This window comes from Streptacidiphilus sp. PAMC 29251 (assembly GCF_054208735.2).
The window spans coordinates 1,523,216-1,548,833 of record NZ_CM135725.2; the positions used below are offsets into that span (position 1 = coordinate 1,523,216).

At 71.6% G+C, this 25,618-nt stretch carries 23 protein-coding genes and 3 pseudogenes; 3 read left to right on the forward strand and 23 right to left on the reverse strand.

Going from position 1 to position 25,618, the window contains the following annotated elements; genetic code table 11:
* Window positions 1–22: 22 nt before the first annotated feature.
* The 7 genes from ACXKR8_RS07215 to ACXKR8_RS07245 are packed head-to-tail and all read right to left on the reverse strand — an operon-like array spanning window position 23 to window position 6,434.
* Window positions 23–1,201: a thiolase family protein gene (locus ACXKR8_RS07215; RefSeq protein WP_458272056.1), complete on the reverse strand. Its 1,179-nt coding sequence runs from the start codon at window positions 1,199–1,201 to the stop codon at window positions 23–25.
* On the reverse strand, window positions 1,201–1,629 hold the full coding sequence (locus ACXKR8_RS07220) for a MaoC/PaaZ C-terminal domain-containing protein (protein WP_458272057.1): 429 nt from the start codon (window positions 1,627–1,629) through the stop codon (window positions 1,201–1,203). Before ACXKR8_RS07220 ends, ACXKR8_RS07215 begins: the two co-directional genes overlap by 1 nt.
* A gap of 32 nt (window positions 1,630–1,661) precedes the next feature.
* Window positions 1,662–2,111 carry an FAS1-like dehydratase domain-containing protein gene (locus tag ACXKR8_RS07225; protein WP_458272058.1) on the reverse strand — a complete coding sequence of 150 codons (450 nt, stop codon included), beginning with the start codon at window positions 2,109–2,111 and terminating at the stop codon, window positions 1,662–1,664.
* A complete protein-coding gene (locus ACXKR8_RS07230) occupies window positions 2,101–2,835 on the reverse strand; it encodes a PaaI family thioesterase (RefSeq protein WP_458272059.1) in 735 nt (244 codons plus the stop codon). The genes ACXKR8_RS07225 and ACXKR8_RS07230 overlap by 11 nt, the downstream gene beginning before the upstream one ends.
* Before the next feature lie 2 nt (window positions 2,836–2,837).
* Window positions 2,838–4,007: an acyl-CoA dehydrogenase family protein gene (locus ACXKR8_RS07235; RefSeq protein ID WP_458272060.1), complete on the reverse strand. Its 1,170-nt coding sequence runs from the start codon at window positions 4,005–4,007 to the stop codon at window positions 2,838–2,840.
* Window positions 4,008–4,020: 13 nt separating this feature from the next.
* Entirely contained in the window at window positions 4,021–5,238 is a 1,218-nt protein-coding gene (locus ACXKR8_RS07240; RefSeq protein ID WP_458272061.1) for an acyl-CoA dehydrogenase family protein, read from the reverse strand.
* Entirely contained in the window at window positions 5,235–6,434 is a 1,200-nt protein-coding gene (locus ACXKR8_RS07245; protein WP_458272062.1) for an FAS1-like dehydratase domain-containing protein, read from the reverse strand. The genes ACXKR8_RS07240 and ACXKR8_RS07245 overlap by 4 nt, the downstream gene beginning before the upstream one ends.
* Window positions 6,435–6,517: 83 nt before the next feature.
* Between ACXKR8_RS07245 and ACXKR8_RS07250 the strand changes: the two genes are divergently transcribed.
* From ACXKR8_RS07250 to ACXKR8_RS07260, 3 genes are all read left to right on the forward strand, one after another.
* On the forward strand, window positions 6,518–8,092 hold the full coding sequence (locus tag ACXKR8_RS07250; protein WP_458272063.1) for a class I adenylate-forming enzyme family protein: 1,575 nt from the start codon (window positions 6,518–6,520) through the stop codon (window positions 8,090–8,092).
* Between the two features lie 80 nt (window positions 8,093–8,172).
* Window positions 8,173–8,952: an enoyl-CoA hydratase/isomerase family protein gene (locus tag ACXKR8_RS07255; protein WP_458272064.1), complete on the forward strand. Its 780-nt coding sequence runs from the start codon at window positions 8,173–8,175 to the stop codon at window positions 8,950–8,952.
* A gap of 103 nt (window positions 8,953–9,055) precedes the next feature.
* Window positions 9,056–9,904: an alpha/beta fold hydrolase gene (locus ACXKR8_RS07260; RefSeq protein ID WP_462100379.1), complete on the forward strand. Its 849-nt coding sequence runs from the start codon at window positions 9,056–9,058 to the stop codon at window positions 9,902–9,904.
* Window positions 9,905–9,989: 85 nt separating this feature from the next.
* Here the strand turns inward: ACXKR8_RS07260 and ACXKR8_RS07265 are convergent, their stop codons facing one another.
* From ACXKR8_RS07265 to ACXKR8_RS07340, 16 genes and pseudogenes are all read right to left on the reverse strand, one after another.
* Complete coding sequence (locus ACXKR8_RS07265) at window positions 9,990–11,657, reverse strand: AMP-binding protein (protein ID WP_458272066.1); 1,668 nt, start codon at window positions 11,655–11,657, stop codon at window positions 9,990–9,992.
* Between the two features lie 200 nt (window positions 11,658–11,857).
* A complete protein-coding gene (locus tag ACXKR8_RS07270; RefSeq protein ID WP_458272067.1) occupies window positions 11,858–12,358 on the reverse strand; it encodes a MarR family winged helix-turn-helix transcriptional regulator in 501 nt (166 codons plus the stop codon).
* A gap of 83 nt (window positions 12,359–12,441) precedes the next feature.
* Window positions 12,442–13,353 carry an LLM class flavin-dependent oxidoreductase gene (locus tag ACXKR8_RS07275; protein WP_458272068.1) on the reverse strand — a complete coding sequence of 304 codons (912 nt, stop codon included), beginning with the start codon at window positions 13,351–13,353 and terminating at the stop codon, window positions 12,442–12,444.
* Entirely contained in the window at window positions 13,350–14,504 is a 1,155-nt protein-coding gene (locus ACXKR8_RS07280; protein WP_458272069.1) for an acyl-CoA dehydrogenase family protein, read from the reverse strand. The genes ACXKR8_RS07275 and ACXKR8_RS07280 overlap by 4 nt, the downstream gene beginning before the upstream one ends.
* Window positions 14,501–15,406 carry an SDR family NAD(P)-dependent oxidoreductase gene (locus ACXKR8_RS07285; RefSeq protein WP_458272070.1) on the reverse strand — a complete coding sequence of 302 codons (906 nt, stop codon included), beginning with the start codon at window positions 15,404–15,406 and terminating at the stop codon, window positions 14,501–14,503. Before ACXKR8_RS07285 ends, ACXKR8_RS07280 begins: the two co-directional genes overlap by 4 nt.
* Before the next feature lie 5 nt (window positions 15,407–15,411).
* Window positions 15,412–16,170 (reverse strand): SDR family NAD(P)-dependent oxidoreductase, encoded by a 759-nt coding sequence (locus ACXKR8_RS07290; RefSeq protein ID WP_458272071.1) that lies wholly within the window; start codon window positions 16,168–16,170, stop codon window positions 15,412–15,414.
* Between the two features lie 39 nt (window positions 16,171–16,209).
* Window positions 16,210–16,997: pseudogene (locus tag ACXKR8_RS07295) on the reverse strand (enoyl-CoA hydratase-related protein).
* Window positions 16,998–17,037: 40 nt separating this feature from the next.
* Window positions 17,038–18,198 (reverse strand): acetyl-CoA C-acyltransferase, encoded by a 1,161-nt coding sequence (locus ACXKR8_RS07300; RefSeq protein WP_458272073.1) that lies wholly within the window; start codon window positions 18,196–18,198, stop codon window positions 17,038–17,040.
* Window positions 18,199–18,215: 17 nt separating this feature from the next.
* Entirely contained in the window at window positions 18,216–18,512 is a 297-nt protein-coding gene (locus ACXKR8_RS07305) for a CoA transferase (protein WP_462100380.1), read from the reverse strand.
* Window positions 18,488–19,366: pseudogene (locus ACXKR8_RS07310) on the reverse strand (CaiB/BaiF CoA transferase family protein); the annotation flags it as partial. The pseudogene ACXKR8_RS07310 and the gene ACXKR8_RS07305, both read right to left, overlap by 25 nt.
* 33 nt (window positions 19,367–19,399) lie before the next feature.
* Entirely contained in the window at window positions 19,400–19,915 is a 516-nt protein-coding gene (locus ACXKR8_RS07315; RefSeq protein WP_462100381.1) for an acyl-CoA dehydrogenase family protein, read from the reverse strand.
* Window positions 19,916–19,967: 52 nt separating this feature from the next.
* Window positions 19,968–20,567: pseudogene (locus tag ACXKR8_RS07320) on the reverse strand (acyl-CoA dehydrogenase family protein); the annotation flags it as partial.
* A 119-nt stretch (window positions 20,568–20,686) separates the two neighbouring features.
* The gene (locus ACXKR8_RS07325; protein ID WP_458272076.1) at window positions 20,687–21,604 is read right to left on the reverse strand and encodes an esterase/lipase family protein; all 918 of its coding nucleotides are present in this window, start codon (window positions 21,602–21,604) and stop codon (window positions 20,687–20,689) included.
* Window positions 21,605–21,753: 149 nt separating this feature from the next.
* On the reverse strand, window positions 21,754–22,800 hold the full coding sequence (locus tag ACXKR8_RS07330; RefSeq protein WP_458272077.1) for a porin PorA family protein: 1,047 nt from the start codon (window positions 22,798–22,800) through the stop codon (window positions 21,754–21,756).
* A gap of 148 nt (window positions 22,801–22,948) precedes the next feature.
* Window positions 22,949–23,905: an alpha/beta fold hydrolase gene (locus tag ACXKR8_RS07335; protein ID WP_458272078.1), complete on the reverse strand. Its 957-nt coding sequence runs from the start codon at window positions 23,903–23,905 to the stop codon at window positions 22,949–22,951.
* 26 nt (window positions 23,906–23,931) lie between these two features.
* On the reverse strand, window positions 23,932–25,608 hold the full coding sequence (locus tag ACXKR8_RS07340) for an AMP-binding protein (RefSeq protein WP_458272079.1): 1,677 nt from the start codon (window positions 25,606–25,608) through the stop codon (window positions 23,932–23,934).
* Window positions 25,609–25,618 lie beyond the last annotated feature (10 nt).

Genomic DNA, 25,618 nt, shown 5'->3' on the forward strand with positions numbered 1-25,618 from the left:
GCGGGTATCGGATCTTGCTGGGTCAGATCCTGCGGAAGAGCGCGGCCAGGGCTTGGCCGCCGCCGATGCACATGGTGACGATGCCCAGTTCCAGATCCCGGCGGACCATGTCCTTGGCCACCCGCAGCGTCAGAATGGCCCCGGTGGCGCCCACCGGGTGCCCCAGCGCGATCGCCCCGCCGTAGGGGTTGGTCGTGGCCGGGTCCAGCCCGGCGTCCCGGATGACCGCCACCGCCTGCGCGGCGAAGGCCTCGTTGAGCTCCACGATGCCGATGTCACTCGGCGAGGTGCCGGTCTGCTTGAAGAGCTTGTCCAGCGCCAGCACCGGTGCGTAGCCCATCAGCCCCGGCTCCATCGCCGCGGTGGCGACCGCCTCCAGGGCGACCAGTCCGGACAGGCCGCGGGCGGCCGCCGCCCGCTCGGTGGCCAGTACCAGGGCGGCGGCGCCGTCGTTGATGCCGGAGGAGTTGCCCGCGGTGACCGACCCGCCGGCCTCGAAGGCCGGGGGCAGCTTGGCCAGGGCCTCCATGGTGGTGCCGGGCTTGGGGTGCTCGTCCTCGGTGACGGTGACCGAGCGTCGGCCGCCGGTCTCCACCGGGGTGATCTCCTCCGCGAACACCGCACGGGCCCGGTCCGAGGCGGCACGGCGCTGGCTCTCGACCGCGAACTCGTCCTGCTCGGTCCGGCTGACCCGGTAGCGGCGGGCCACCGCCTCGGCGGTGCGCCCCATGTGCTCCTTGCTGAACGGGTCGGTCAGGATGCCGACGGTGCCGTCCACCAGGGTCCGGTCCCCGAGCCGGTAGCCGCTGCGGGCCCCGAAGTCCAGGAACGGCATCCGCGACATGCTCTCGTCCCCGCCGGCCACCGTCACCTCGGCGCCGCCCCAGTTCATCTGCATCGCCGCCGACCACACCGCTTGCAGTCCGCTGCCGCAGAGCCGGTTCACGGTGTAGGCCGGGGTGCTCTCGGGCAGCCCGGCGGCCAGCGCCACCCGGCGGGCGTTGTAGGCGTCGGGGCCGACCTGGCCGATGCAGCCCATGACGACCTCCTCGACCTCGGCCGCGTCAACACCGCTGCGCCGCAGCGCCTCCCGGACCGCGACCGCACCCAGCTGATGGGCCGGCACATCCTTGAACGCCTTGCCGAAACTGCCGATCGGCGTCCTGGCGCCGTCGACGACGACGATCTTCTGAGTACGCATCACAGACTCCCGACGAAGGTGGCCCAGGCCTGGACGGCGACCCCGCCGGACTGGCGGGCGCAGGCGAGCTCGACGTCGAGCAGCGGCTCACCGTCGGCCTCGTACTGGCGCACGACCTCGCCGGTGCAGGTGAGGGTGTCGCCGGGCCAGACCTGCTCCTTGAAGCGCACCCGGTAGCGGCGCACATTGCCGGCGCCGAGCCACTGCGCGGCATAGGTGGCGAGCAGCCCGGCCTGGAACATCCCCACCGAGAACGGCGTGGGGAACCCCGCGGCCCGGGCGAACTCCTCGTCGTGGTGGATCGGGTTCATGTCGCCGGACGCGCCCTGGTAGCGGACGAAGTCCGTCCGGGTCACCGGGCCGTAGACAGAAGGCTCGTGGACCAAAGGTCCGCTCGGCGGTGCGGCAAGGTCAGCGGTCCCGCTCATGGTTCCTGCACCCCTCGTGTTCTGTCGGCTGGTCACTGCGGCTCCTGCGCGGGCGGCTTCCCGGTCTCCACCACGGTCATCCGGTCCTCCGCCACCAGTCGTCCGCTCTCGTCGTGGAACTCGGTGACCAGGACCGCGAAGGACATCGCCCCGCCGCGCCGGCCCTCCTTCTGGTAGACCTCGGCGATCCTGGTCCGGCCGGTGAGCCGGGTGCCGGCCTGCGGCGGCGGGCCGTGGAAGACGTACTCCTGCTCGGCGTGCAGGCCCCGCTTCCAGTTGAAGTCGAGCGCGTCCCACACCTGGGCGTCGCCCTCGGCCCAGAAGAACCGGGTGGTCAGAAAGGTGGGCGGGATGACCGGCGCCTCGCCCTCCCAGGGGTGCGGGCGGCGGGCCCCGGTGGCCCGGGCGAATTCGCGGATCTTTCCCCGCTCCACGTCGTGGGTGAAGGGCGCCCCGGTGGTTCCGGCAGCATCAGGATTCACAACGGGTCTCCTCCATAGGTGGGTCCGACACAGCTAGGTCCGGCACAGGCAGGTCCGACACCGGCAGGTCCGACGCCCGCAGGTCCGACGCCCACAGCGGGACGCGGGGCTGGACGAACTGTCCGACCGCCTCGACCAGCACCGTCCCCGGGTCCGCCACCGTGGCGATCGTCCCGACCAGGGTGGTGCGACGGCCCTCCACCTGCGTGACACGGGCGCGCAGCACCAGCGGGGTCCGCAGCGGGACCGGGCGCCGGTAGGACATGGTCAGCTGCGCGGTCAGGCCGTACCGGGCCGCCGCGACCGCGGCCCGGCCCAGCATCTCGTCCATCAGCACCGCGCTGATGCCGCCATGGACGAAGCCGGGCGGCCCCTCGTAGGCGCGGCCCAGTTCCACCACCGACGCCATCCCCTCTTCGGTGCGGTAGGCGAGGACGGGCGGTGCGAGCGGGTTGCCCTCGCCCGCGGCGGGGCTGTGGATCCGGGGTCCGTAGACGGTCCGGTCCAGCGAGGCGAGCTGGTTCGGGGGCCTGCGATGCCCCTGGAGCCGAGCCAGCAGCTCACGCGCCGATTCGACGGCGGCGGCCAGCGCGGGGGCGGGCGCCTCCGTGCACACGATCTCGTCGATCGCCTGGCGCAGCGCCTCGCCCAGCTTCACCGCGAGCGCACGCCGCTCGGCCTGGGCCTCAGCCACGGAGTCGGCCTCGGCCTGAGCATCCGTCACGGTCACAGCCCGGCCAGCTCGGCGACGGCCTCGCGGTGCCGGCGGGCGCCGCCGGCCAGCTGCTGGGCGGACCAGGCCCGCCGGTAGTACAGATGGGCGTCGTGCTCCCAGGTGAACCCGGTGCCGCCGAAGAGGTGGATGGTCGCCTCGGTGACGGTGCGGTACGCCTCCCCCGAGCGGAGCGCGGCCACGTTCGCGGCCAACGCGGCCTCCGGGTCGTGCTGGGCGGTGGCGACAGCGGCGTAGCGGGCTGTCGCTCTGGCCGTCTCCAGATGGCCGAGGATGTCCACGCAGATGTGGGCCACCGCCTGGAAGGAGCCGATCGGACGGCCGAACTGCTGGCGGTCCTTGGCGTGCTCGACCCCGGCCCGCAGGCACCAGTCGATGCCCCCGGCGGCCTCGGCGGCCGTCGCCAGCAGCAGGGTGTGCCGCACCGCGCGCAGCACCGGTTCGGCCCCGCCCTCGGCTCCGACCAGGACCGCCGGGGTGCCCGCGAAGCTGACCGCGGCGAGCTTCCGGGTCAGGTCGAGACCGGGGACGGCGTGCGCAGACAGGCCCGCGGCGCCGGCCTGCACCAGGAAGAGCGAGGGCCCCTGCTCGGTCCTGGCCGGCACCAGCAGGAGGTCCGCGACATGGCCGGCCGGCACGAACGCACGGGCGCCGTCCAGCTGCCACTCGCCGTCGGCCCGACCCGCCCGCACCGCCGTAGGTCCGGTGTCCCAGTTCCCGCGGGCGTCGGAGCCGGCGAAGGTCCCGATGCACTCCCCCGAGGCGATCCGCGGCAGCCACTGCTTCTGGGCGGCCGGGTCCTCGGACGCGGTCAGGGCCGCGGTGGCAAGGCTGGTGGCCAGGAAGGGGCCCGGGTAGAGGAAGCGGCCCAGCTCCTCGTGGACGATCGCGGCCTCCGCCGGGCCGAGCCCCAGACCGCCGTGCTCCTCGGGGACGACCAGGGCGGCGAGGCCCAGGTCGCGGGCGAGCTGCTGCCACAGCTCGCGGTCGAAGCCGGGGTCGGTGTTGCCGGGGTCGGTGTCGCCGTTGCCGTTGCCGTTGCCGTTGCCGCCCAGCTGGGCGCGCAGGGCCTGCGAGCTGAGCTTGTCCTCGAGGATGTCGCGCAGCGTCTGCTGCAGGTCGCGCTGGTCGTCGCTCAGCGCGAGGTCGTCGTTGATGGCCATGGTTCGTTGCTCCTCAGGTCGCGCGGGGCAGGCCGAGGACCCGCTGCGCGATGGTGTTCTTGAGGACCTCGTCGGTGCCGCCGCCCAGCCGGTATCCCGGCGCGCCCAGTACCACCGAGGTCCAGGCGTAGGTGCCCCAGGCGCCGGTGTCCGCGACCAGGGCCGGGCCGAGGACGTCGGCGACGAACTCCCCCAGGCGCTTCATGTTGTCCGACAGTGCGATCTTGTTCAGGGCGATCTCGGGCCCGGGGGCCTGACCGGCCTTGGCCCGTGCCGCCATCACCGCCTGGGTGTAGCGGGCGGCCCGCAGCTGCGAGATCAGTTCGGCGAACTCCTGGCGCACCACCGGGTCCTGGTCCAGTTCCACGGACCGCACCAGGGCGATCAGCCGCTCGGTGGAGAGGATCCCGGCGCCGCCGAAGGCGCTGTGCCCCATCGCGTTGCGCTCATGGCCGAGCGTGGTCAGCCCGACCTTCCAGCCGTTGCCCTCGGCGTCCAGCCGGCGCGAGTCATGGACCACCACGTCGTCCAGGAAGACCTCGTTGAAGGCCGCGCCGCCGGTCATCTGCCGCAGCGGACGGACCTCGACGCCGGGGGCGTGCATGTCGACCAGGAACGCGGTCAGGTTCTTGTGCCGCGGCTCGTCCGCCGTACGGCAGATGATCTCGCCGACGTCAGCGAGATGCGCGCCGGAGGTCCACACCTTCTGGCCGGTGATCCGCCAGCTGTCCCCGTCCCGCACCGCCCGGGTGCTCAGCGAGGCCAGGTCGGAGCCCGCGCCGGGCTCGCTGAACAGCTGGCAGGCGATCTGCTCGCCGCTGTAAAGCCGCGGCAGCCAGTGCTGCCGCTGCTCCTCGTCGCCGTGGCGCAGGATGGTGGGAGCGATCATGCCCAGACTGATCGTCAGCGAGGAGTCCCCCGGCACCTGGTAACGCCGGGTCAGCTGCTCGAACGCGCGCTGATAGGCACTCGGGAGGCCCGCGCCGCCGTACTCGGTGGGCCCGGAGATCCAGCCGTAGCCGCTCTGCCACAGGTCGCTGCGCCACTGCCGGATCGCAGGGAGCGCGTCGGCCTCCTCGACCGGGTCCGGCTCCTGGAAGACCCGCACCTCGTCGCTGCCCTCGCCCCAGGCGAAGCGGCCGCGGCCGGTGTCGGCGGCCTTGGGGTAGCGCTCGGCGAGCCACTGGTCGGCCTCGGCGAGGAAGGCGTCGAGCGTGGGGCGCGCCGTCACTGCGTCTCCCTGGCCCGGCGCCCGGCCGGCGATCCGTCCGTACCCAGGCTGGGCAGGGCGATGACGGCGGTGCCCGGCATGACCACCTCGCCGCGCTGGTTCACCGCCTCGGTCCTGATGTCGACCACGTGCTCGCCGTCGGCGTCCACGCGCTTGCCGGTGACCGTGCCGCGCAGCTCGACCACGTCGGAGAGGTAGACGAAGCGGCGGTACTCGGCGGTGGCCTCCTTGATCCAGGCGTGGTCGCCGGCCCAGTGGGTCAGCTGGTGGATCTGCCAGCACTGGCGCTGGAAGCCCACGTCGTACTGGAAGGCCACGCTCATCGCGCGGGCGGCCTGCAGGTTGTAGTGCACCGAGTAGATCGGTTCCTGGGCGCCGGTGACCGGGTCGCGGAAGGACCAGGCCGGGTGGTCCTGGTAGTCGTGCAGGGCGGCCGCGTGCGCCTTGAGGCGCGGGATCGGGGTGCCGCCGCCGGCCACGAACGCTATCTCGTCGGTCAGCCCGATCGGGCCCTTGGTGACCACGTCGAGCAGGGCGCCCTCCTTGACGTCCTCCCAGTACCTGGGCTCGGCCCCGCGCGGGGTCTCGGCCAGGATCCCGGCCTCGATCTCCTTCAGTTCCGGCTCGGTCCAGGGGTGCGGCAGCACCAGTTCGGCCTTGGCAGCCCCGCTCTTCTTGCGGGCGGCGGCGTTGCCGCGCTCGAAGTTGATCACCTTCCAGGCGATGCTGGCGATCCGCTCACCGTGCTGGTTGGTGTAGGTGTTCAGGAACCGGTCGGTCACCGTCCGCCCGGCGAAACTGCTCGGGGAGGGGCCGTCGAAACCCTCGTAGACACAGCCCGAGTCCACGGTGTCACCCCAGTAGATCGGGCGTTCGAAGGTCAGGTGCGACTGCGAGTGGAACGAGCCGAGGCCGGGCCAGCCGAACTGGATGCCGGAGAAGCAGCCGATGACGAACGAGGGCGGCGCGACCGGGGCCCGGTAGGGCGAGCGGCGTGCGTGCTCCTGGTCGGTCCACAGCGGGTTGATGTCGCCGATGCCGCCGGCGAACTTGGTCACCGCGATGCGTGACGCGAGTTCGTTGTTCACCGAATGGTCGATGCGCAGCTGCGCACCTGCTTTCGCCTGCATCGCGGCGACCATGTCGTCGTCGATCACCGACTGCGGCATCACCGCTTCACGTTCCTGGGTCGTCATGCCAGATACCCTAGACACAAATGGTCGTGCTGTCGAGTATTGATGTCTAGACTATTTTTGGGCTTCGCGAGAGGATGGCGCACATGGCTTTCGAATGGGGAAACACCGTTGAGCGGCGCACCTCGGGCGTTCCGTTCCTGCTCTACACGCCCCGGCGCACCCGCGTCGCCCAGCTGCTGGAGGACGCTGAGCGCTGGGGGGCCCGCACCCACCTGGTCCAGGGCGACCGGCGGCTGACTTTCGCCGAGATGTTCACCGAGGTCGACCGGGTGGCGGGGCTCCTGCACGCACGGGGCCTGCGCCCGGGCGACCGACTGCTGCTGCTGTCGCCCAACTCGATCGAGTGGGTGGTGACCATGTGGGCGGGCTTCCGGCTCGGCGCCGTGGTCGCCCTGGGCAACAGCTGGTGGAGCGCCCCCGACGTGGAGTTCGCGGTCGGCGTGATCCAGCCCACCCTGGTGGTCGCGGACGAGGTCCGGCTGCGGCTGGTGCCCGCCGACGCGGACGGCCTCGACGTGGCCACGCTGGCTCCGGGCGGGGCAGACCCGGCGGGCAGTGCGGACGTGCCGCCCCCGGCACCGGACGGGGACGAGGACGACCCCGCGGCGATCATCTTCACCGCCGGCACCACCGGACACCCCAAGGCCGTGGTACTGGCCCACCGCTCCATCCTGGCGAACCTGCACAACCTGCTGGTCGTCTCCCGGCGGCTGCCGCACCAGATCGACCCGGCCCGCTCCCCCGCCGTCAGCCTGCAGAGCGGCCCGCTGTTCCACATCGGCGGGATCCAGTCGCTGATGCTCACCCTGCTGGGCGGCAACACCGTGGTCTTCCTCAAGGGGCGCTACGACCCCGGCGAGGTGCTGGACCTGATCGAGCGCGAGGGCATCACCGTCTGGGGCGCCGTGCCCACCATGGCCGCCCGGGTGCTGGAGCACCCCTCGGTGGGGCAGCGCGACCTGTCCAGCGTCCGGTCCATCTCCATGGGCGGCACGCCGGTTCAGCCCCGGCTGCTGGAACGGCTGCGGCAGTACTTCCCCAACGCCAAGAAGGGCCTGTCCACCGTCTACGGGATGACCGAGACCGGCGGCACCGTCGCCTCCGCCTCCGGCAGCGTGATGGCGGAGCACCCCGCCACCGCCGGTCGCCCGCTGCCCGTGGTCGAGCTGCGCATCGACGCACCGGACCCGGACGGGCAGGGCGAGATCGTGGTGCGCACCCCCGGCCAGCTGCTCGGCTACTGGGGTGCCGACCAGCCCGACCTGCTCGACGAGGAGGGCTTTGTGCACACCGGCGACCTGGGCCGGGTGGAGGACGGGCTGCTCTATGTCACCGGCCGGATCAAGGATCTGATCATCCGCGGCGGCGAGAACATCTCCCCCGCCCGGATCGAGGGGGCGCTGCTCACGCACCCGGCCGTGGTCAACGCCGCCGTGATCGGCCGCCCCGACCAGGACCTCGGCGAGCGCGTGGCCGCCCTGGTCCAGCTGGCGCCGGACGCCTCCGTCACCGCCGAGGAACTGGCCGCGCACATCGCACCGGCCCTGGCCAAGTTCGAAGTACCGGCCGAATGGTGCCTGGGCCACGAGCCGCTGCCGATGTCCGACGCCGGCAAGACCGACAAGCGCGCCATCGCCGCCGCCTGGCCCACCGCCTGAGAGCCCACCGCCCGAGACCCCACCGTCTGAGATCCCACCGTCTGAGACCCCCGCCACCCCCTCCCACGGAGCCGCCCACCATGAACGACACCCCCACCCCCGTCAGCCACGAGCAGCGCGGCCGGATCTTCCTGGTCACCCTGAACCGGCCCCCCGCCAACGCACTCGGCGTCCCGCTGCTGGACGCCCTGCACACCGCGCTGGACGCGTTCGAGGGCAGCGACGAAGCCCGGGTGCTGGTGCTGCGCTCGACCCTGCCCGGCTTCTTCGCCGCCGGGGCTGACATCAAGCACATGCGCGACCTGGACACCGCGGGCTTCGAGGCCTACGGAACCGCCCTGCGCGGCGGGATCGAGCGGCTGGCGTCCCAGCCGCGGCCGTCGATCGCGGCCGTCGAGGGCCTCGCCCTGGGCGGCGGGCTGGAACTCGCCCTCGCCGCCACCCTGCGGGTCGGCTCCCGCACGGCCCGGTTCGGGCTGCCGGAGCCCAAGCTCGGCCTGATCGCGGCAGCCGGCGGCACCCAGCGGCTGCCGCGCCTGGTCGGCCGCGGCCGGGCCCTGGACATCATGCTGACCGCCCGCGAGGTCGACGCCGACGAAGCCCTGTCGATCGGCCTGATCGACCGGCTCACCGAGCCGGGCCAGGCGGAATCGGAAGCCCTGGGCCTCGCCGAGGTCATCGCCGGCCGGTCGCCCGCCGCGCTGTCGGCGATCCTGCGCTGCGTCGGGGAGTCCGAGGACCTGCCGCTCAGCGTGGGCCTGGCCCGCGAGGCGGTCCGGGAGACGGAACTGTTCGACAAGCACGACGGCCAGGAGGGAATCAGGGCCTTCATCGAGAAGCGAACCCCGAATTTCGCATAGCACGACAGCTAGACAGTCGAGCACTAGAGCTTCCCGAAGCTAGTGAACGGTGATTGACTAATCGCCATCCACCACCCAACTCCCGCGAGACGGAGACACACCCGTGTTCACCTACAACAGCAGTGACGGCACCGTACTCCACGTCCATGAGTGGCTCCCGGAGGGCGAGCCGCGGGGCATCGTCCAGATCGCCCACGGCATGGGCGACCACGCCGCCCGCTACTCCCACCTCGCCGAGACCCCCGCCGCCGGTTTCGCGGTCTACGCGGACGACCACCGCGGCCATGGCACCAGCATCACCGGCACCCCCGGCGACCTCGGCGCCAACGGCTGGAACCTCCTGGTGGAGGACCTGGTCGCACTGTCGGAGCTGCTCAAGGCCCGGCACCCGGGGCTGCCGCTGGTCCTGGTCGGGCACAGCCTGGGCTCCTTCGCCTCCCAGCAGTACATCCTCGACCACGGTGACCTGCTGGCGGGCGTGGCGATCGCCGGCACCACCGCCATCGACGCGCTGCTGCCGTACATGAGCGCCGAACCCGACGCCAACGGCGATGTGATGGCGCAGTTCAACGCGCCGTTCGAGCCCGCACGCACCCCCTTCGACTGGCTCACCCGCGACAACGCCCAGGTCGACGCCTACCTCGCCGACCCCTGGACCGGTTTCAGCCTGGCTCCGCGCTCGCTCGGCGAGCTGTTCGAGGCCAGCGCGCGCTGGGCGGACCCCAAGTCGGTCCCGTCGACCCTGCCGATCTATGTGTTCGTCGGTGACAAGGACCCGCTGAACGCCGATCTCGCGCTCACCGACCTGCTGGTCCAGCGCTACCGGGACGCCGGGGTGGCCGACGTGACCTACAAGCCCTACCCCGGCGGCCGGCACGAGATCCTCAACGAGACCAACCGCGCCGAGGTCGAGGCGGACCTGCTCGCCTGGATCGACCGCGTCACGGCCTGACGGTCCGAAGGCCACCAACGGCTGCTGCCGCAGGGACTCAAGTCCCTGCGGCAGCAGCCGTTCTGACGTTGCGTTCGTTGAGGTGTTACGCGCCGCCCTCGACGATCGAGCGGGCCTGGGCCCGGAGCAGGAACTTCTGGATCTTCCCGGTGGTGGTCATCGGGAGCTCGTCCACGATCTGCAGCATCTCCGGCAGCTTCTGCATCGCAATGCGGCGCTCGTCGCGCAGATAGGCGGTGAGTTCCGCCAGGGTCGGCGGCTCGCCGTGCGGGACGACGAAGGCGCAGGCCTTCTCGCCGAGCCGGGCGTCGGGGACGGCCACCACCGCCACCGCGGCCACCCTGGGGTGGGTGAACAGGTGGTTCTCCACCTCGGCAGCGGAGATATTGGTCCCGCCGCGGATGATCAGATCCTTGATCCGCCCGGTGACCCGCAGATAGCCGTCGGCGTCGACCCGGCCCAGGTCGCCGGAGGCGGAGACGCCGTGCTCGTCGATCGAGGCCGCGGTGCGCTCCGGGTCGTTCCAGTAGCCGAGCATCAGGCCGGGGCCGCCGTGGCAGATCTCGCCCTCCTCGCCCGCGGCGACGGGGACGCCCTCCGGGTCGCGGATCTCCAGCACCACGCCGGGGAAGGCCCGGCCGTCCGAGGAGAGGATCTCGGCCGGGGAGTCGTCCACCGAGCAGGCGGTCACCAGCAGCCCCTCCGAGCGGCCGTAGACCGGCAGCAACGTGCAGCCGGGGACGTGCTCGGACCAGTTGCGGAGCATCGCCTCGGGGATCGGCGCCCCCGCGCAGATCCAGCGGCGCATGGTGCCGATCAGGCCGGCCGAGGCCGGGGAGTCCAGGATCACGTCATGGGCCATCTGCACGAACGGGGTGGCCGTCATGCTCGCGGTGCACTGGTACTCGGCGATCCGGTCCAGCGCGCTCTTGGGCTCCCAGACGTCCATCAGGTGGATGGCGCTGCCCAGCAGCAGCGGCGCGGTCACCCCCATGGCCAGGCCGGTGGCGTGGGTGACCGGGGACGGCATGAACATCACGTCCTCGGCGCCCAGGCCGAGCACCCCCTCGCCGAGGGCGTGCACGGTGAAGGTGAGGGTGTTGAAGGTGTGCAGGCAGCCCTTGGGGCGGGACTCGGTGCCCGAGGTGTAGATGATGCAGTGCGGCGCGTCGGCGGACGGCGTGGCGCCCAGTTCCTCGGCCGTCGGGACCGGTCCGGCGACCAGGTCCTCGAACCGCAGCGCCCCCTCCCGCGCCTCGGCCCGCACGGTGACGACCTGGCCCAGGCCGGGACAGCCGGGGCGGATCTCGTCGAGCATGGCGGCGTAGTCGAAGCCGCGGAACACCCCGGGGACGATGGAGACCTTGGCCCCGGAGTGGTCCAGCACGTGGCGGACCTCGTCGTGCCGGTAGATCGGCATGGTGGGGACCAGCACCGCCCCGATCCTGGCGATCGCCACATAGGCGACCACGAACTCGTTCCAGTTGGGCAGCTGCACCTGGACCCGGTCCCCCGGGCCGACCCCGAGGCCGCGCAGCGCCCCGGCGAAGCGGTAGGCGTCCGCCTGGAGCTGCGACGCCGTCAGCGAGCCGTAGCCGTCGGTGAGGAGGACGGCGTCAGGACGTTCGGCCGCCCAGCGGTCGATGGACCCGCTCAGGACATCGTCGCGCCAGTAGCCCTGGGCGCGGAAGGCGGAGATCGTCTCCGCGCTGTACCGGTCCTGGGGGCGCAGGGGTTGATCGAGGACGCTCACGTGGATACCTCACAAGGCAGACCCCAGACCTATGGATGGGGTGGGATACCTCTGTTATACGGCGGAAACACGCAAGAAGTCTAGTGCTCGAATATAGTTTAATAGATCATTGTTAGTTAGAGCTCTGGGCATGACAGTGGCCCATTCCCCGCGCGGGGAGTGGGGCCACAGCAGTGCCTGAACGGGCGCGAACGGGCGCCTCAGCCGAAGTCGCCAAGGCCCTCGCGGACCGAGCGCAGGTCGAGGACCAGCTGGTCCGCGGCCTCGTCGTCGATCCCGCCGAGACCGAAACCGACCTCGGCCAGGGCCGCGCTGGCCTGCCTGACCTTGTCCTGCCCCTGGTCGGTCAGCGTGGCCAGGATGGTGCGGCGGTCCGAGGGGTGCGGCGAGCGGGCGACCATGCCGAGCTTCTCCAGCTGGTCGATCACCATGGTCACCGTGGTGGGGTGCACCAGCAGCGCCTTGCTCAGCTGCCCCAGCGGCCGGGAGGCGTCGCGCGACATCTGCAGGGTCACCATGACCAGGTAGGCGGTCCTGGTCAGCTTCTGCAGCTTGAGCACCCGGTCGATCTCGGCGGTGACCACGACCGAGGTGCGCAGGACCGACGCCATGGCGGCGAACTGCGCGGCGGCCGGCTCACCGTGGCCCGACCACTGCTGTCGCATCCACTCGACGGAGTCCGTCTGGGTCTTGGGAGACAAGGCGTTCTCCTGCTTTCCTTGGATCGGGGCCGAACAGACTGCCGAACAGACTGCCGAACGAACAACTGTATCCGCAGCTGTCCTCACCCGGCGAGCAGGTGCCGACGCACCTCGGCGACGTGGTCGATGCCCGCCTCGGGTGAGGAGGCTGCCGGAATCAGTGTGAGGTGCTCGGCGTCGGCAGTGAAGGGGGCGAGCCACTCCGCCACCTGCGCCGGGGTGCCCGACGGGGCGACATGCTGGAACTTCTCGTACGGCAGCCGGTACAGCGACTCCAGCTCGCGGGCGAGCAGGCTCCTGGCACGGGCCTCGTCCTGGTCAAGACCGCACCAGACGTTGAGCCCGTACCAGCCTGGGACCGGGCGCCCACGGGCCTCGGCCGCCTCGGCGATCCGCTGCCGGGTCTCGGCGAAGCGCCGGGCGGAGCAGAAGATGCCGAGCCAACCGTCCCCGTGCTCGGCGGTTCGGCGCACCGCTGCCTCCCCCCGGCCGCCGACCACCAGCGGCACCGGCGGGACCGGTGCGGGCAGCACGGCGGCTGCCTCCAGCTGGAAGAACTCCCCGTCGTGGTCCACCGGCGCACCGTCCGCCAGCCGCCGCATCAGCGCCAGCGACTCGTCCAGCCGGCGGCCCCGGGTGGCCGGGTCCACCCCGCTGTTGCTGATCTCGCTGCGGTCCTCCCCGCCCACGCCCACGCCGAGGACCAGCCGGCCCGGGGCGATCTGGCTGATCGAGGCCAGCTGCCGGGCCGCGAGCAGCGGGTGCCGCAGGCCCAGCAGATAGACGCCGACCACGACCCGCAGCGCGTCATGGCTGGACAGCACCGAGGTCGCCGCGACCAGGCCGTCGAAGCCGGTGCCGCCGTGGAAGCTGACATGGTCGCCGACCCCGACGTGGTCAAGACCCGCCTCGCCGACCCGGTCCAGGATCCGGCGGCGCAGCACCGGGTCCGAGACCATCAGGCTGTCGTGCACCGAGACGCCGACCGTGGTCACAGCGTCGCCACCGGTCCGAACATCCGCGACGCGATGATCCGCTTCTGGATCGCCGCGGTGCCGTCCGCGACCAGGTAGCTCGCCACGTCGCGATAGCGCTGCTGCAGCGGCAGTTCGGTGGAGTAGCCGAGGTTGCCGTGGGTCACCCAGGACGTCTCGATGGCCTCCTTGGCGACCTGCGGCGGCCACCACTTGCACATCGCGGCGAGGTCGGTGTGGGCCTCCCCCGCGTCCCGCGCCCACAGGGCGCGGTAGCAGAGCCAGCGCGCCGCCTCCATCTTGGTGGCGTGCTCCGCCAGCGGGAAGGAGACGCCCTGGAACGCCGCGATGGGACGGCCGAAGGCTTCCCGCTGCTGGGCCCAGAGCACCGCCTCGTCCACGCTCGCCTGCGCCGCCCCGAGGCACAGCAGGCCCAGGGCGGGCCGGCTGAAGTCGAAGTGGTGCATGGCTCCGGCGAAGCCGCGCCCCTCCTCGCCCACCAGGTGGTCGGCCGGGACGAAGACGTCCTCGAAGGAGAGCGTGCCCCAGCCCAGCGGCAGCGCCCCCATGCCCGGCATCGCCCCGCGGGTCACGCCGGGGGCGTCCAGGTCCACCAGGAAGCAGCTGATGCCGCGGTGGCCCTCGCTGCCCGGATGCCGGGCGTAGACCAGCCCGATCGCGGCGGTCACCGCATGGGTGATCGCGATCTTCTCCCCGGACAGCTTCCAGCCGCCCGGCACCGGCCGGGCCACCGACCGGAGCTGGGACGCGTCCGACCCGGCGGAGGGCTCGGTGACCGCGATGGCGGCCACGATCTCGCCCGCGATCAGCCGCGGGACATAGCGCTCGACCACCGACTCCTGCCCCTGGAAGGCCAGTTGGGCGGCGACCAGGCCCACCTGGACCGGTGCGGCGGCGACGTTGAGGTCGCCGTAGGCCAGGGCCTCGGTGGCGATGCCGAGGCTGATCGGGTCGGGATCGCCGGTGCCGCCGTAGGCCTCCGGCAGCCCGATCCCCAGCACGCCCAGCTCGGCCAGCTGCTTGTGCGCGTCCCAGGGGAACTCCGCGACGGCGGCCCGCTGGACGTACTTGGGTGCCAGCTCCGTGTGGGCGAACCGACGGAGCTCCTTGCGGAAGTCCTCCTGCTCGCGCGTGAACGCGAAGGAGATCATGCGTGGACCTTCTCCAGGGCCGCCACCAGCTCCTTCAGCTCCTCGCCGAGGTGGGTCGGGGTGAACGCCCCCTCGGTGTCGAAGATCTCGCCCAGCCGGTCGCGCACCGACTCGGCGGTGAGCCCGCTCTCGGTGATGCCCCGGGTCTCGGTGATCTGGACCGCCGCGACATGCCCGCCGCCGACCGACAGGATCTGCCCGTTGAGGTCGCAGTCCCGGCTGGCCAGGAACGCCACCACCGGGGCGATCGACTCCGGCGAGAGCAGGTCGCCCTTGGCTCCGAGCAGTTCCTCGGTCATCCGGGTGAAGGCGGCCGGCGCGATCACATTGGCCCGGATCCCGACCTTGCGGCCCTCCACGGCCAGCACCCGGGTCAGACCGACCAGTCCGGCCTTGGCCGCGCCGTAGTTGGCCTGGCCGAAGTTGCCGAAGAGGCCGGAGCCGCTGCTGGTGTTCACGATCCGGCCGTAGCCCTGCTCCTTCATGTGCTGCCAGGCGGGGATCAGCACATGGAAGGCGCCGCGCAGGTGCACGTCGATGACCGGGTCGACCAAGGCCGCAGTGAGTTTGCCGAAGCTCTTGTCGCGCAGGATGCCGGCGTTGTTGACCACGATGTCGATCCGGCCGAAGGCCTCGACGGTCTGCGCGACCATGGCCGCGCCGCCCTCGGGGGTGGCGACGGAGTCGTGGTTGGCCACGGCCTGCCCCCCGGCAGCCGTGATCTCAGCCACGACCGCGCCCGCCGGGTCGTCGGCCCCGGCGGCCCCGTCCAGGCCGCCGCCGACGTCATTGACGACCACCCGCGCGCCGCGCCGGGCGAGTTCGAGCGCGTGCGCCCGGCCGATGCCGCGGCCGGCGCCGGTGACCAGGGCGACGTCGCCCGCGAAGTTCAGTTCAGTCATGTCGGTCACACCATCGTGAAGCCGCCGCTGACCGACAGGACCTGGCCTGTGATCCACGACGAGAGCGGGGAGAGCAGGAAGAGGGCGGCGTTGGCGATGTCCTGGGGCTCGCCGATCCGGCCGAGCGGGTAGGCCTTGGCCAGCTTCTCGGCCCCGCCCGCCTGCTCGATGAACCCGGCGCCGCCGGGGGTGTTGGTGGTGCCGGGGGCGATCGCGTTGACGTTGACGCCCTTGCGGCCGACCTCGCGGGCGAGGCTCTTGGTGAAGCCCAACAGCCCGGCCTTGGCCGCGGCGTAGACGCTCATGTAGCGCTCGCCGATCCGCGCGCCGTCGGAGCTGATGACCACGATGCTGCCGTGCTGCTCGACGATGTCGGCCAGGGCGGCCCGGGTGAACGCCATGGTGCCGTTGAGGGTGACCCCGACGACCAGGTCGATGTCCTGGTCGGTGTGGTCGGCGAACGGCTTGACCGCCCACGCGGCCGCGTTGTTCACCAGGTGCGAGATCGGGCCGAGGGCGGCGCGGATCGCGGCCAGGCCGGTCTCGATGGACTGCGGGTCGGCGATGTCGACGGCCACGCCGACCGCGCGTCCGCCGGCCGCCTCGATCTCCTTGGCCACCCGCTCGGCCGAGGGCGCGGACAGGTCGGCGATGCCGACGGCCGCCCCCGCCTGGGCCAGGGTCTTGGCGATGGCCTCCCCGATCCCGCTGCCGCCGCCGCTGACGACGGCCACCTGTCCGGAAAGGTCGATGGAAATACTCACGGTCTCAGCTCCTGTGGAGGGTCAGATCCTGGGGACGGGTCAGATCTGGTGCTTGGTGAAGTCGGGGGTGCGCTTCTCGGCGAAGGCGTTGGCGCCCTCCTTGGCCTCGTCGGTCAGCGCGAAGACGTCAAGACCGGCCTGGGCCAGCTGGGACAGCCCGCCCTGGTGGTCGGTGTCGGCGTTGAACGAGTGCTTGAGGAAGCGGATCGCGGTCGGGCTGTACTGCGCGATCTCCTCCACCCAGGCCTTGGCCGCGGGCAGCAGTTCCTCGGCCGGGACGACCTTGTTGACCAGGCCCAGCGCTCGGCCTCCTCCGCGGTGTACTGGCGCAGCAGGAACCAGATCTCGCGGGCCCGCTTCTCGCCGACCACCCGGGACAGGTAGGCCGAGCCGAAGCCGCCGTCGAAGGAGCCGACCCGCGGTCCGGCCTGCCCGAACTTGGCGTGCTCGGCCGCGATCGACAGGTCGCAGATGACGTGCAGCACATGGCCGCCGCCGATGGCGAGGCCGTTCACCGCGGCGATCACCGGCTTGGGCACGTCGCGGATCAGCCGGTGCAGGTAGGTGGCCTCGAACAGGCCGTTCTCGGAGGGGCCGTAGTCGCCGGTCTCGGTGCGCTGCTTGACGTCGCCGCCCACGCAGAAGGCCCGGCTGCCGGCGCCGGTGAGGATGATGCCGCGCACGTCCTTGTCGGCCCAGGCGCGCTTGAAGGCGTGGATGAGCTCCTCGATCGTCTTCGCCCGAAAGGCGTTGAGGCGCTCGGCCCGGTCGATGGTGATGACGGCCGAGGGTCCGTCGACCTCGTAGGCGATGTCTTCGTAGGTCATGGTTACAGCCCTTTCGCAGTCACGTTCACAGTCGTTCGAGTCAGAGTCGTTCGAGGAGCGTCGCGGTGCCGAGGCCGCCGCCGCAGCACATGGTGGTGAGTGCGTACCGGTGGCCGGTGCGCCGCAGTTCGTGCACCGCCTTGGCCACCAGTACGCCGCCGGTCGCGCCCAGCGGGTGGCCGAGCGCGATCGCTCCTCCGTTCGGATTGATCCGGTCCGGATCGGCTCCGGTCTCGTCCTGGAAGGACAGGACGATCGAGGCGAAGGCTTCGTTGATCTCGATCAGGTCGAGATCGGCCATGGTCAGCCGATTGCGTTCGAGCAGTTTCGGGGCGGCCGCGTGCGGGCCGAGCAGCATCATCACCGGGTCGACGCCCACGGTCAGGGTGTCGACCACCCGGGCCAGCGGGGTCAGGCCCAGCTCCAGGGCCCGGCGCTCGGTCATCACCAGCACGGCGCTGGCCCCGTCGGAGATCTGCGAGGCGGTGCCGGCCGTGTGGATGCCGCCGGGGACGGCCGGCTTGAGCGTCGCCAGCTTGTCCAGGGTGGTCACGCGCAGGCCCTCGTCCCGGGTCAGGGTGACGGTCTGGCCGTCCTCCGTCTCCACCGACAGGTCCACGACCTGGCTGTCGAAACGCCCCTCGGCCCAGGCCCGGGCCGCGCGCTGCTGCGAGGTGACCCCGAGCTCGTCGGCGCGTTCGCGGGTGATGCCGTACTTCTCGGCGATCCGCTCGGCGGCCTGGAACTGGTTCAGGAACTCGTAGTGGGTCTGGTAGGCCTTGGGAACCGGCCGGCCCAGGTTGAAGTCCTTGCGGAAGTTGGAGCCGATCGGGATCCGTGACATCGACTCGACGCCGCAGGCCAGGGCCACATCGGTGATCCCGGAGCCGACCAGCGCGACGGCCAGCGTGAGCGCCTGCTGCGAGGAGCCGCACTGGGCGTCCACGGTGCTGGCCGCGACCTCCTGCGGCAGCCCTTCCGCCAGCCAGGCCGTGCGCGTCGCGTTGAAGGACTGCTCACCGACCTGGGCCACCACCCCTCCGATGACCTGGCCGACCAGCGCCGGGTCGATGCCCGCCTGCTCGACGGCCGCGCGCTGGACCTTTCCCAGCAGGCGGAGCGGATGTACGTTCGCGAGACCGCGGTCCCGGCGGCCCAGAGCGGTACGCACGGCCGAGACAACGACGATAGATTCGTCCATAGCCAGATAATAGGACACTAGACCATCTGCTTGTCAACGACCTGGCCGAGCCAGCGGTCGAGCACCTCGACGGTGTGCTCGCCGGTCAGGGGGGCGCCGCCGCGCGGGCCGCTGTCGGCGGCGGAGAAGCGGTAGGGGGTGCGGACCACCCGCCTGGCGCCGCCGACCCCGTCGTCCACCTCGACCGCGATCTGCCGGGCCACGGCGGTCGGCGAGTCCAGGACGGTGCCGGAGTCGCGGACGTCGGCCCAGGCCACCCCGCGGTCTCCAGGTCGCGCTTCAGCGCCTCCCGGTCGGTGTGGCCTACCATCCACTGCCCGATCAGCCGGGCCCGGGCGGCCAGCCGCTGCGGCAGCTCCGCGTCCGGTTCCGGATCCGCCAGACCGAAGTGGGCGGCCAGCTGCCGCCAGGCGTGGCGGCGGTCCGAGGAGATCAGCAGCGGACCGCCCGGGGCGTCCCAGACCTCGCCGCGGGCCGACATGACCGGCTGGTCGTCCAGGCTGTAGTGGGTGTAGTCGTCGGTGGCGAGCATGGCTTCGAGCATGCTGAGGTCGATGTGCTGGCCCAGACCCGTCTGCTCGCGCAGCCGCAGCGCCGCCAGCACCGCGATGGAGCCGTGCAGGCCGCCCAGGGAGTCGGCGAGGGCGAAGGCGATGTCCGACGGCGGGTTCCCGCTGAGCGCGGCCTGACGGCCGATCAGACCGGCCTCGGCGTGGATCACCGGCGCGTAGGCCTGGCGCTGGGCCTCCGGGCCCCACTGCCCGAAGCCGGAGATGGAGAGCATCACCAGCGAAGGGTTGACGGCGGACAGCTCGTCCCAGCCGACGCCGAGCCGGGTCAGCACCCCGGGGCGGAAGTTCTCCACCACCACGTCGCAGACCTGCGCCAACCGGGTCAGGGTCTGCGCGCCCTCGGCGGTACGCAGGTCCAGGGCGACCGACTGCTTGCCGGCGTTGAGCTGGGTGTAGAGGCCGGAGCGGCCGTGGACGACCTGGCCGAAGGCCTGGGTGATGTCGGCGCCGGGCAGCTCGATCTTGACGACTTCCGCGCCCAGATCGCTCAGAATACGTCCGGCCAGGGGCCCGGACAGGGCCCGGGACAGGTCCAGCACCTTGACGCCGGCCAGCGGGAAGGGGCGCTGCTGCGCCCCGGAAGGGCTCGTGGTCATGGGGTCTTCTCCCTGGATCAGTAGAGGCGCGGTTCAGTAGGAGCGCGGCAGGGAGAGCACGTGCTCGGCGAGGTAGTTGAGCACCATCTCCTGCGGGATGGGCGCGATCCGCAGCAGCCGGGCCTCACGCCAGTAGCGCTCGACGTGGTACTCGGTGGCGTAGCCGAAGCCGCCGTGGGTCTGCACCGCCGCGTCGGCGGCCTGGAAGCCCGCGTCCGCGGCGAGGAACTTGGCCGTGTTGGCCTGCTCGCCGCAGGGCAGCCCCTGGTCGATCCGCCAGGAGGCCTGACGGATCGCCAGTTCGGCTGCTCCCAGCCGGGCATGGGCCTCGGCGAGCGGGAAGGAGATGCCCTGGTTCATCCCGATCGGACGGCCGAACACGATGCGCTCCTTGGCGTAGGCCACCGCCCGGCGCAGCGCGGCCCGGCCGGTGCCCAGCGCCTCGGAGGCGACCAGGACGCGTTCGGCGTTGAGCCCGTCGAGCAGATAGCTGAAGCCCCTGCCCTCCTCCCCCACCCGGTCGCTCTCGTGCACGAACAGCTTCGTCATAGCTGACCTCGCAGGAGGCGACCGCATTGCGGCCGAGCTTGGGGATAGCCCGGATGCCGACTGCCGGGTCCTTGAGGTCGGCCACGAACAGGCTCATCCCGTCGGTGCGCCGGGCGCACTCCTCCAGCGGGGTGGTGCGGACCAGCAGCAGCACCCGCTCCGACTCCAGCGCCTTGGACGTCCAGACCTTGCGCCCGGTGATCCGGTAGCCGTCGCCGTCGCGGACGGCCCGGGTGCGGATGGCCGTGGTGTCGATGCCGGCGTCGGGCTCGGTCACCCCGAAGGCGACATGCAGGTCGCCGCTGGCGACACGGGGCAGATAGCGCTGCTTCAGCTCCTCCGAACCGTGCTTGACCACCGGGTGCATCCCGAAGATGGACAGGTGGATGGCGCTGGCGCCGTTCATGCAGGCCCCGGACGCGGCGACCTCCTCCAGGATGATGGAGGCCTCGGTGATGCCCTGGCCGCCGCCGCCGAGTTCGGTGGGGATGGCGATGCCGATCCAGCCGCCCTTGGCCAGGGCGTCGTAGAACTCCCAGGGGAAGACATGCCGTGCTTCCAGGTCGGCCCAGTAGTCGTCGGGGAACCGGGCGCAGATGTCGCGGACGGCCTCGCGAATCAGCCGGTGGTCCTCGTTCTCGGTGAAATCCACGTGTGTTCTCCCGGGCGGTGAGGGGCGCGGCCGGTCCGGCGCGCAGAAAAAGCTCTAGGCACCTATACTCTATCGCTAGAGTATAGGTGCCCGGAGGATGACTGTTCGGCCGTCCTGGGTTACAGCGGGAAGCCCGAGGTGCAGGGGACCGGCTGCGGGTGCGCCGGGTCGAGGCTGTTCTCGACCAGGGCGAGCGCGGTGCTGTCGTAGGGCAGGCCGAGGTGGCCGACCCCGTCGTCGGGGCACAGGGACTGGAGGGTGATGTTGGTGACGTTGGCGGCGGCCGGCAGGAAGGCCAGCGTGTACGGGGTGACCGCCTCGTCGTGGGTGCTGGCGATGTCGGTGTAGGTGATGCCGGGCACGGTGGCGGACGGGGAGTTGAGCGCGGTGAACCAGCTCTGGCTGGTGAGTTGGCCGATGGCCGGGGCCACCACGCCGATCAGCGGCAGCGCTCCGGGGATCTCCCCCGCGAGCGTGACCAGGCCGCTGAGCGACGGCGGCCCCATGTTCACCGGAGCGAGCGCGACGTAGTCGTCGACCTTGGACGCGCCGCCGTCCTTGATGTAGAGGCGGGAGAGGTTCCCGCCCTCGGAGTGCGCCACCAGGTCCACCTTGGCCGCGCCGGTGGACGCCAGGACCTTGGACACGAAGGAGGCCAACTGCTTCTCGGAGGTGTTGAGGTCGTCGATCCCGCCCAGATTCCCGGTGTACCAGGTCTGGCCGTAGGTGAGCGAGTAGACGCAGTAGCCCTGGTTCGCCAGCGAGGGGGCGATCGCCTGCCAGGCGATGTTCTGGTTGGCGACGAAGCCGTGCACCAGCACGACCGGGTCCGGGTGCGCCGCGCTCGGCCGGCAGTTCCACTGGTTGGCGCCGGGCGGGGCGACGTTGAAGGTGACGCCGGAGGCGACCGCGCCCAGCGTGCTCCAGTTGACGGGGTAGTTGGGGGTGGACGCCGAGGCGATCCCGGGCGAGACGGCGAAAGCAGCAGCCAGGGCCATGGTGGTGACGACGGCCGAGCGGCGCAGGGTGGTGCGCATGGATGCCCTCCTTGGAGGCCTTGCACAGGGGACTGGTGGGGGTTCGGGGGCACGGTGCGGGCTGCGAAGCCGCACCGCACCGTGCCCCCGTCCGTCCGGCCGGAAGTCCCATTTCCGGCTGGACGAAGGCTGGTTGTCACTCCGGGTTGTTACTCCGCCGGGATCGACTCCGCCGCGGATTCCGGTGTCGGCTCCGGGGTCGCGGTGCGGCGGGGGCGCCTCGCGACCAGGACCGCCGCGAGCGCGAGCAGCAGCGCCAGCACGGCCAGGCCGATCGGCGCCACCACCCCCAGCAGGTTCAGCGCGGAGGCGTCACCGGCGGCGGTGTGGGCGTTGTCGGCCACCGAGCCGTCGGTGGAGTGGATGTCGAGCGAGAGCACCGGGACCAACGGCACCGCGCCGCTCGGGCCGGCCACGTCCGCGCGTACCGTCTGCTTCTGGGTGAGGTCCAGCAGATAGCCGGTGGCGGTGTCGACGACGGTGGTGATGTCCGTGGTGGCGTCGTAGCTCAGCGGCGCCAGTGCGGGCAGTCCCGGCAGCGCCGGGGCCAGCGCCTGCTGAGCCGCGGCCGGCTGGGTGGCGGCCAACGCGCCCACGGTCGCCTTGGGCAGTGCCTTGGGCAGACCGGCCAACGTCCCCGGATCCTTGACCGGACCGGCGGCGTGGATGGTGTAGACGTAGGAGTCGCGGCCGTTGAGCTTCTCGGTCCTGGTGTACTTCGCGGTGGTCGTGGTCTGGGTGCTGGTGTCCCAGAACGGGTAGTCGACGGCCTTGGGCTGCAGCGGGAAGCCCACGACCAGACCGGTGTGGGCGTCGGCCTTGACGCCGGCCGGCGGCGTGGCCGCGGTCAGGTCGACCCGGTTCACGGCCCAGTTGTAGGCGGAGCCGAACAACGCCTTGCCGTCGGCGCCGGCCACGGTGGTCCTGTCGCTCATCACGGCGGTGGAGCCGTGGGTCGAGGTGACCTTCACCAACTGGGTGCCGGTGACCGGCACATTGGTCAGGAAGATGTGCGCCTGGTCGCCGCTGGCCAGGGCGGCCGAGTTGAGCAGGTCCGCGGTGCCGCTGTAGTGCTCGGTGAGGTTCAGGTCGGAGGGAACCTGACGCAGTGCCGGCAGTACCGCGAAACGGGTGACCGGGGAGGCCACCGCCAGCAGCACGGCGCCGGAGGTCAGAAGGATGACGGATCTTCGCATGGGAGGGTCCTGCTCTCGGTTCGAGGGGTGAGCAGAGGTGCTCGGGGCGTGCGCCATCGCCACACCGGGTCACGGCGTGCTGACGAGGGAGCGGGGTGCGGGCAGTGCCCGGCTGATGGCCGGTCAGTTTTGACGGTGAGTCAGATGGTCAGTCGGTGTCGAGGAAACGCGCTGCTTCGTTGCCGCAGGTCTCCAGCGCGTCCAGCCACGGAGCGTGGCCGCCGGGGACCTGGATCACGGTCGCCTGCTCGGGCAGCGCGTCCAGCGAGGGACGGGCAGTCGCCGGGGTCAGGAAGAGGTCCTGGTCGCCCCACAGCAGCAGTGTCGGCCGGCTGAGCGTGGCCAGTTCGGCGTGGCTCACCGGCACGGCGGCCCGTACCCCCCAGGGGGTGATGAAGGCGCGGAAGAAGCTGGCGACGCTGCGGGCGAAGCCGGGTCGCCGCGCGGCCAGGTAGCCGATCCGGCCGATCTCGTCCGGGTAGGCCTCCAGCGCTCCGGCGCCGATCAACGCCTCGTTGTTCTTGACGTAGACAGCCTCTGGCAGCGGCACCCGCAGCATGGCCCGACCCAGGCCGGGGACGGCCGCCACCCGCATCACCGGCGCGGGCCTGACCTCGGCCAGACCGGCGCCGGGGGCGCCGAGCAGGACCAGGCGGCGAACCCGCTCGGGTGCGTCCAGGGTGAAGTAGAGGCTGAACTGGCCGCCCATGGAATGCCCGACCAGGTCGACCGTCTCCAGCTCCAGCGCGTCCAGCAGGCCGGTCAGCACCGCGGTCGCATGGTTGCGCACCACGGCGTCGCGGCGCAGCTTCAGCGGACCGGACAGTCCGTGGCCGGGCCAGTCGACGGCGATCACGCGCCGGTTGCCGGTCAGGTACGGCAGCAGCGGCGCGGCCAGCGCGGTGACCGAGGCGATGCCGTGCAGCAGCAGCACCGGGGGCCGGCTGGTGTCGGTGCCGAACTCCAGCAGCCGCACCTGCACGGCGGGATCCTTGAGGACGACCTGCCGTTCGGTGTGCTTGAGTTCGTAGCGGTCGAACAGGGCCTGTTCGCCGGCCCGCAGTTGCGCGTCCAGGTCGGCGGAGGCACGGGGAGTGGTGCTCATGGGGATCCTCCTCGGGGTGGGTGGGGTTACGCCTGGGCGGCGAGTTTGGCGGCGAGCTGCCGCAGTTGGAACTTCTGGATCTTGCCGGTGGCGGTCAGCGGCAGTTCGTCGACCACGGCGAAGCCCTCGGGCAGTTTGTGGGTGGCGATCTGCTTGTCGTGGCGCAGGAAGTCCACCAGTTCGGCCAGCGTCGGCACACCCTCGGCGGAGGCGACCACGAACAGGAACATCCGCTCGCCCAGGCGTTCGTCGGGAATGGCGACGGCCGAGGCGGCCCGCACCTTGGGGTGGGTGATCAGCAGGTCCTCGATCTCGCGGGCGCTGATGTTGGTGCCGCCGCGGATGATGATGTCCTTGGTGCGGCCGCTGATGCGGACATAGCCGCCCTCGCTCATCCGGGCCAGGTCGGAGGTGTGGTACCAGCCGTCGTCGTCGATGGCGGCGGCCGTGCGCTGCGGATTTTCCCAGTAGCCGCGCATCAGCCCCGGGCCGCGGTAGAGCAGTTCGCCCTCCTCGCCGAGCGGGGCCTCGGTTCCGCCGAAGGCGGCGATCCTGACCTCGATGCCGTCGATGGCTGCTCTGCCGTCGGAGCTGACGGTGGTGCTCAGCGGATCCTCAAGACGGCAGGTGGTGCCGGCCATCACCTCGGAGCAGCCCCACAGCGGCAGCAGTCGGCAGGCGGGCAGGCGGCTGGCGGCCTCGGTCACCATGGCCGGGGGTATCGGTGCACCGGCGCACAGCCACGCCCGCATGGACGACACATCGTGCTGCTCGGGGTCGAAGGCGTCCAGCAGCATGCGCACGAAGGGGGTGGCGGTGGCGGTGACCGTGCACCCGTACTCCTTGATCCGGCGCAGCCCCTCCCCCGGCTCCCACACGTCGAGCAGGTGCACCGACGCGCCCGCGATCAGCGGCACGCCGACCCCGATCACCAGCCCGGTGCTGTGGGTGACCGGCGAGGGCATGAACATCACGTCGTCTGGCGTCAGCTTCAGCACGTCGCCGGCCAGGCCACGGGCGGAGTAGCCGATGGTGTACCAGGTGTGGCAACAGCCCTTGGGCCGGGACTCGGTCCCGGAGGTGTAGACGATCACATGCGGGGCGTCCGGCGCGGCCGGGCTGCCCAGTTCGGAGGGGTCCGGCATTTGGTCGCTCCCCGGACGGGCCAGCTCCGCATAGGCCAGCACGCCTTCGGCTGTTTTGTCCGCGCGAACCACGACCACCTGGCGCAGCGCGGGGCACACCTCGCGCAGTTCGGCGTACATCGCCTGGTGGTCGAACCCGCGGAACACCCCGCTGGTGATCGCCAGCACCGCGCCGCTGTTGTCGAGGACGAACTGCACTTCGTTGCGCCGGTAGATCGGCATGATCGGGACCAGCACCGCGCCGATCCGGGCCAGGGCCAAGTAGGCCACGGCGAACTCGGCCCAGTTGGGCAGTTGCACCGCGACCCGGTCCCCGGGGCGGACGCCGAGTCGGCGCAGGCCCGCGGCCAGCCGGTAGGCCTCGCCGCGGAACTCGGCGTAGGTCAGGCTGCGCACCCCGTCGGTCACGTACAGCCGCTCCGGTGTGGTCTGCGCGGCCTCGTCGAGGTAGGCGGTGAGCGGCTTGTCCTGCCAGTGGCCCGCAGCGAGATAGTCGGCTGCGCGCGCCCGGTCGGGATCGCCCACAGCGGGGGTGTCGTGCATGGTGTAGGTCGGCATTCGAGTCTCC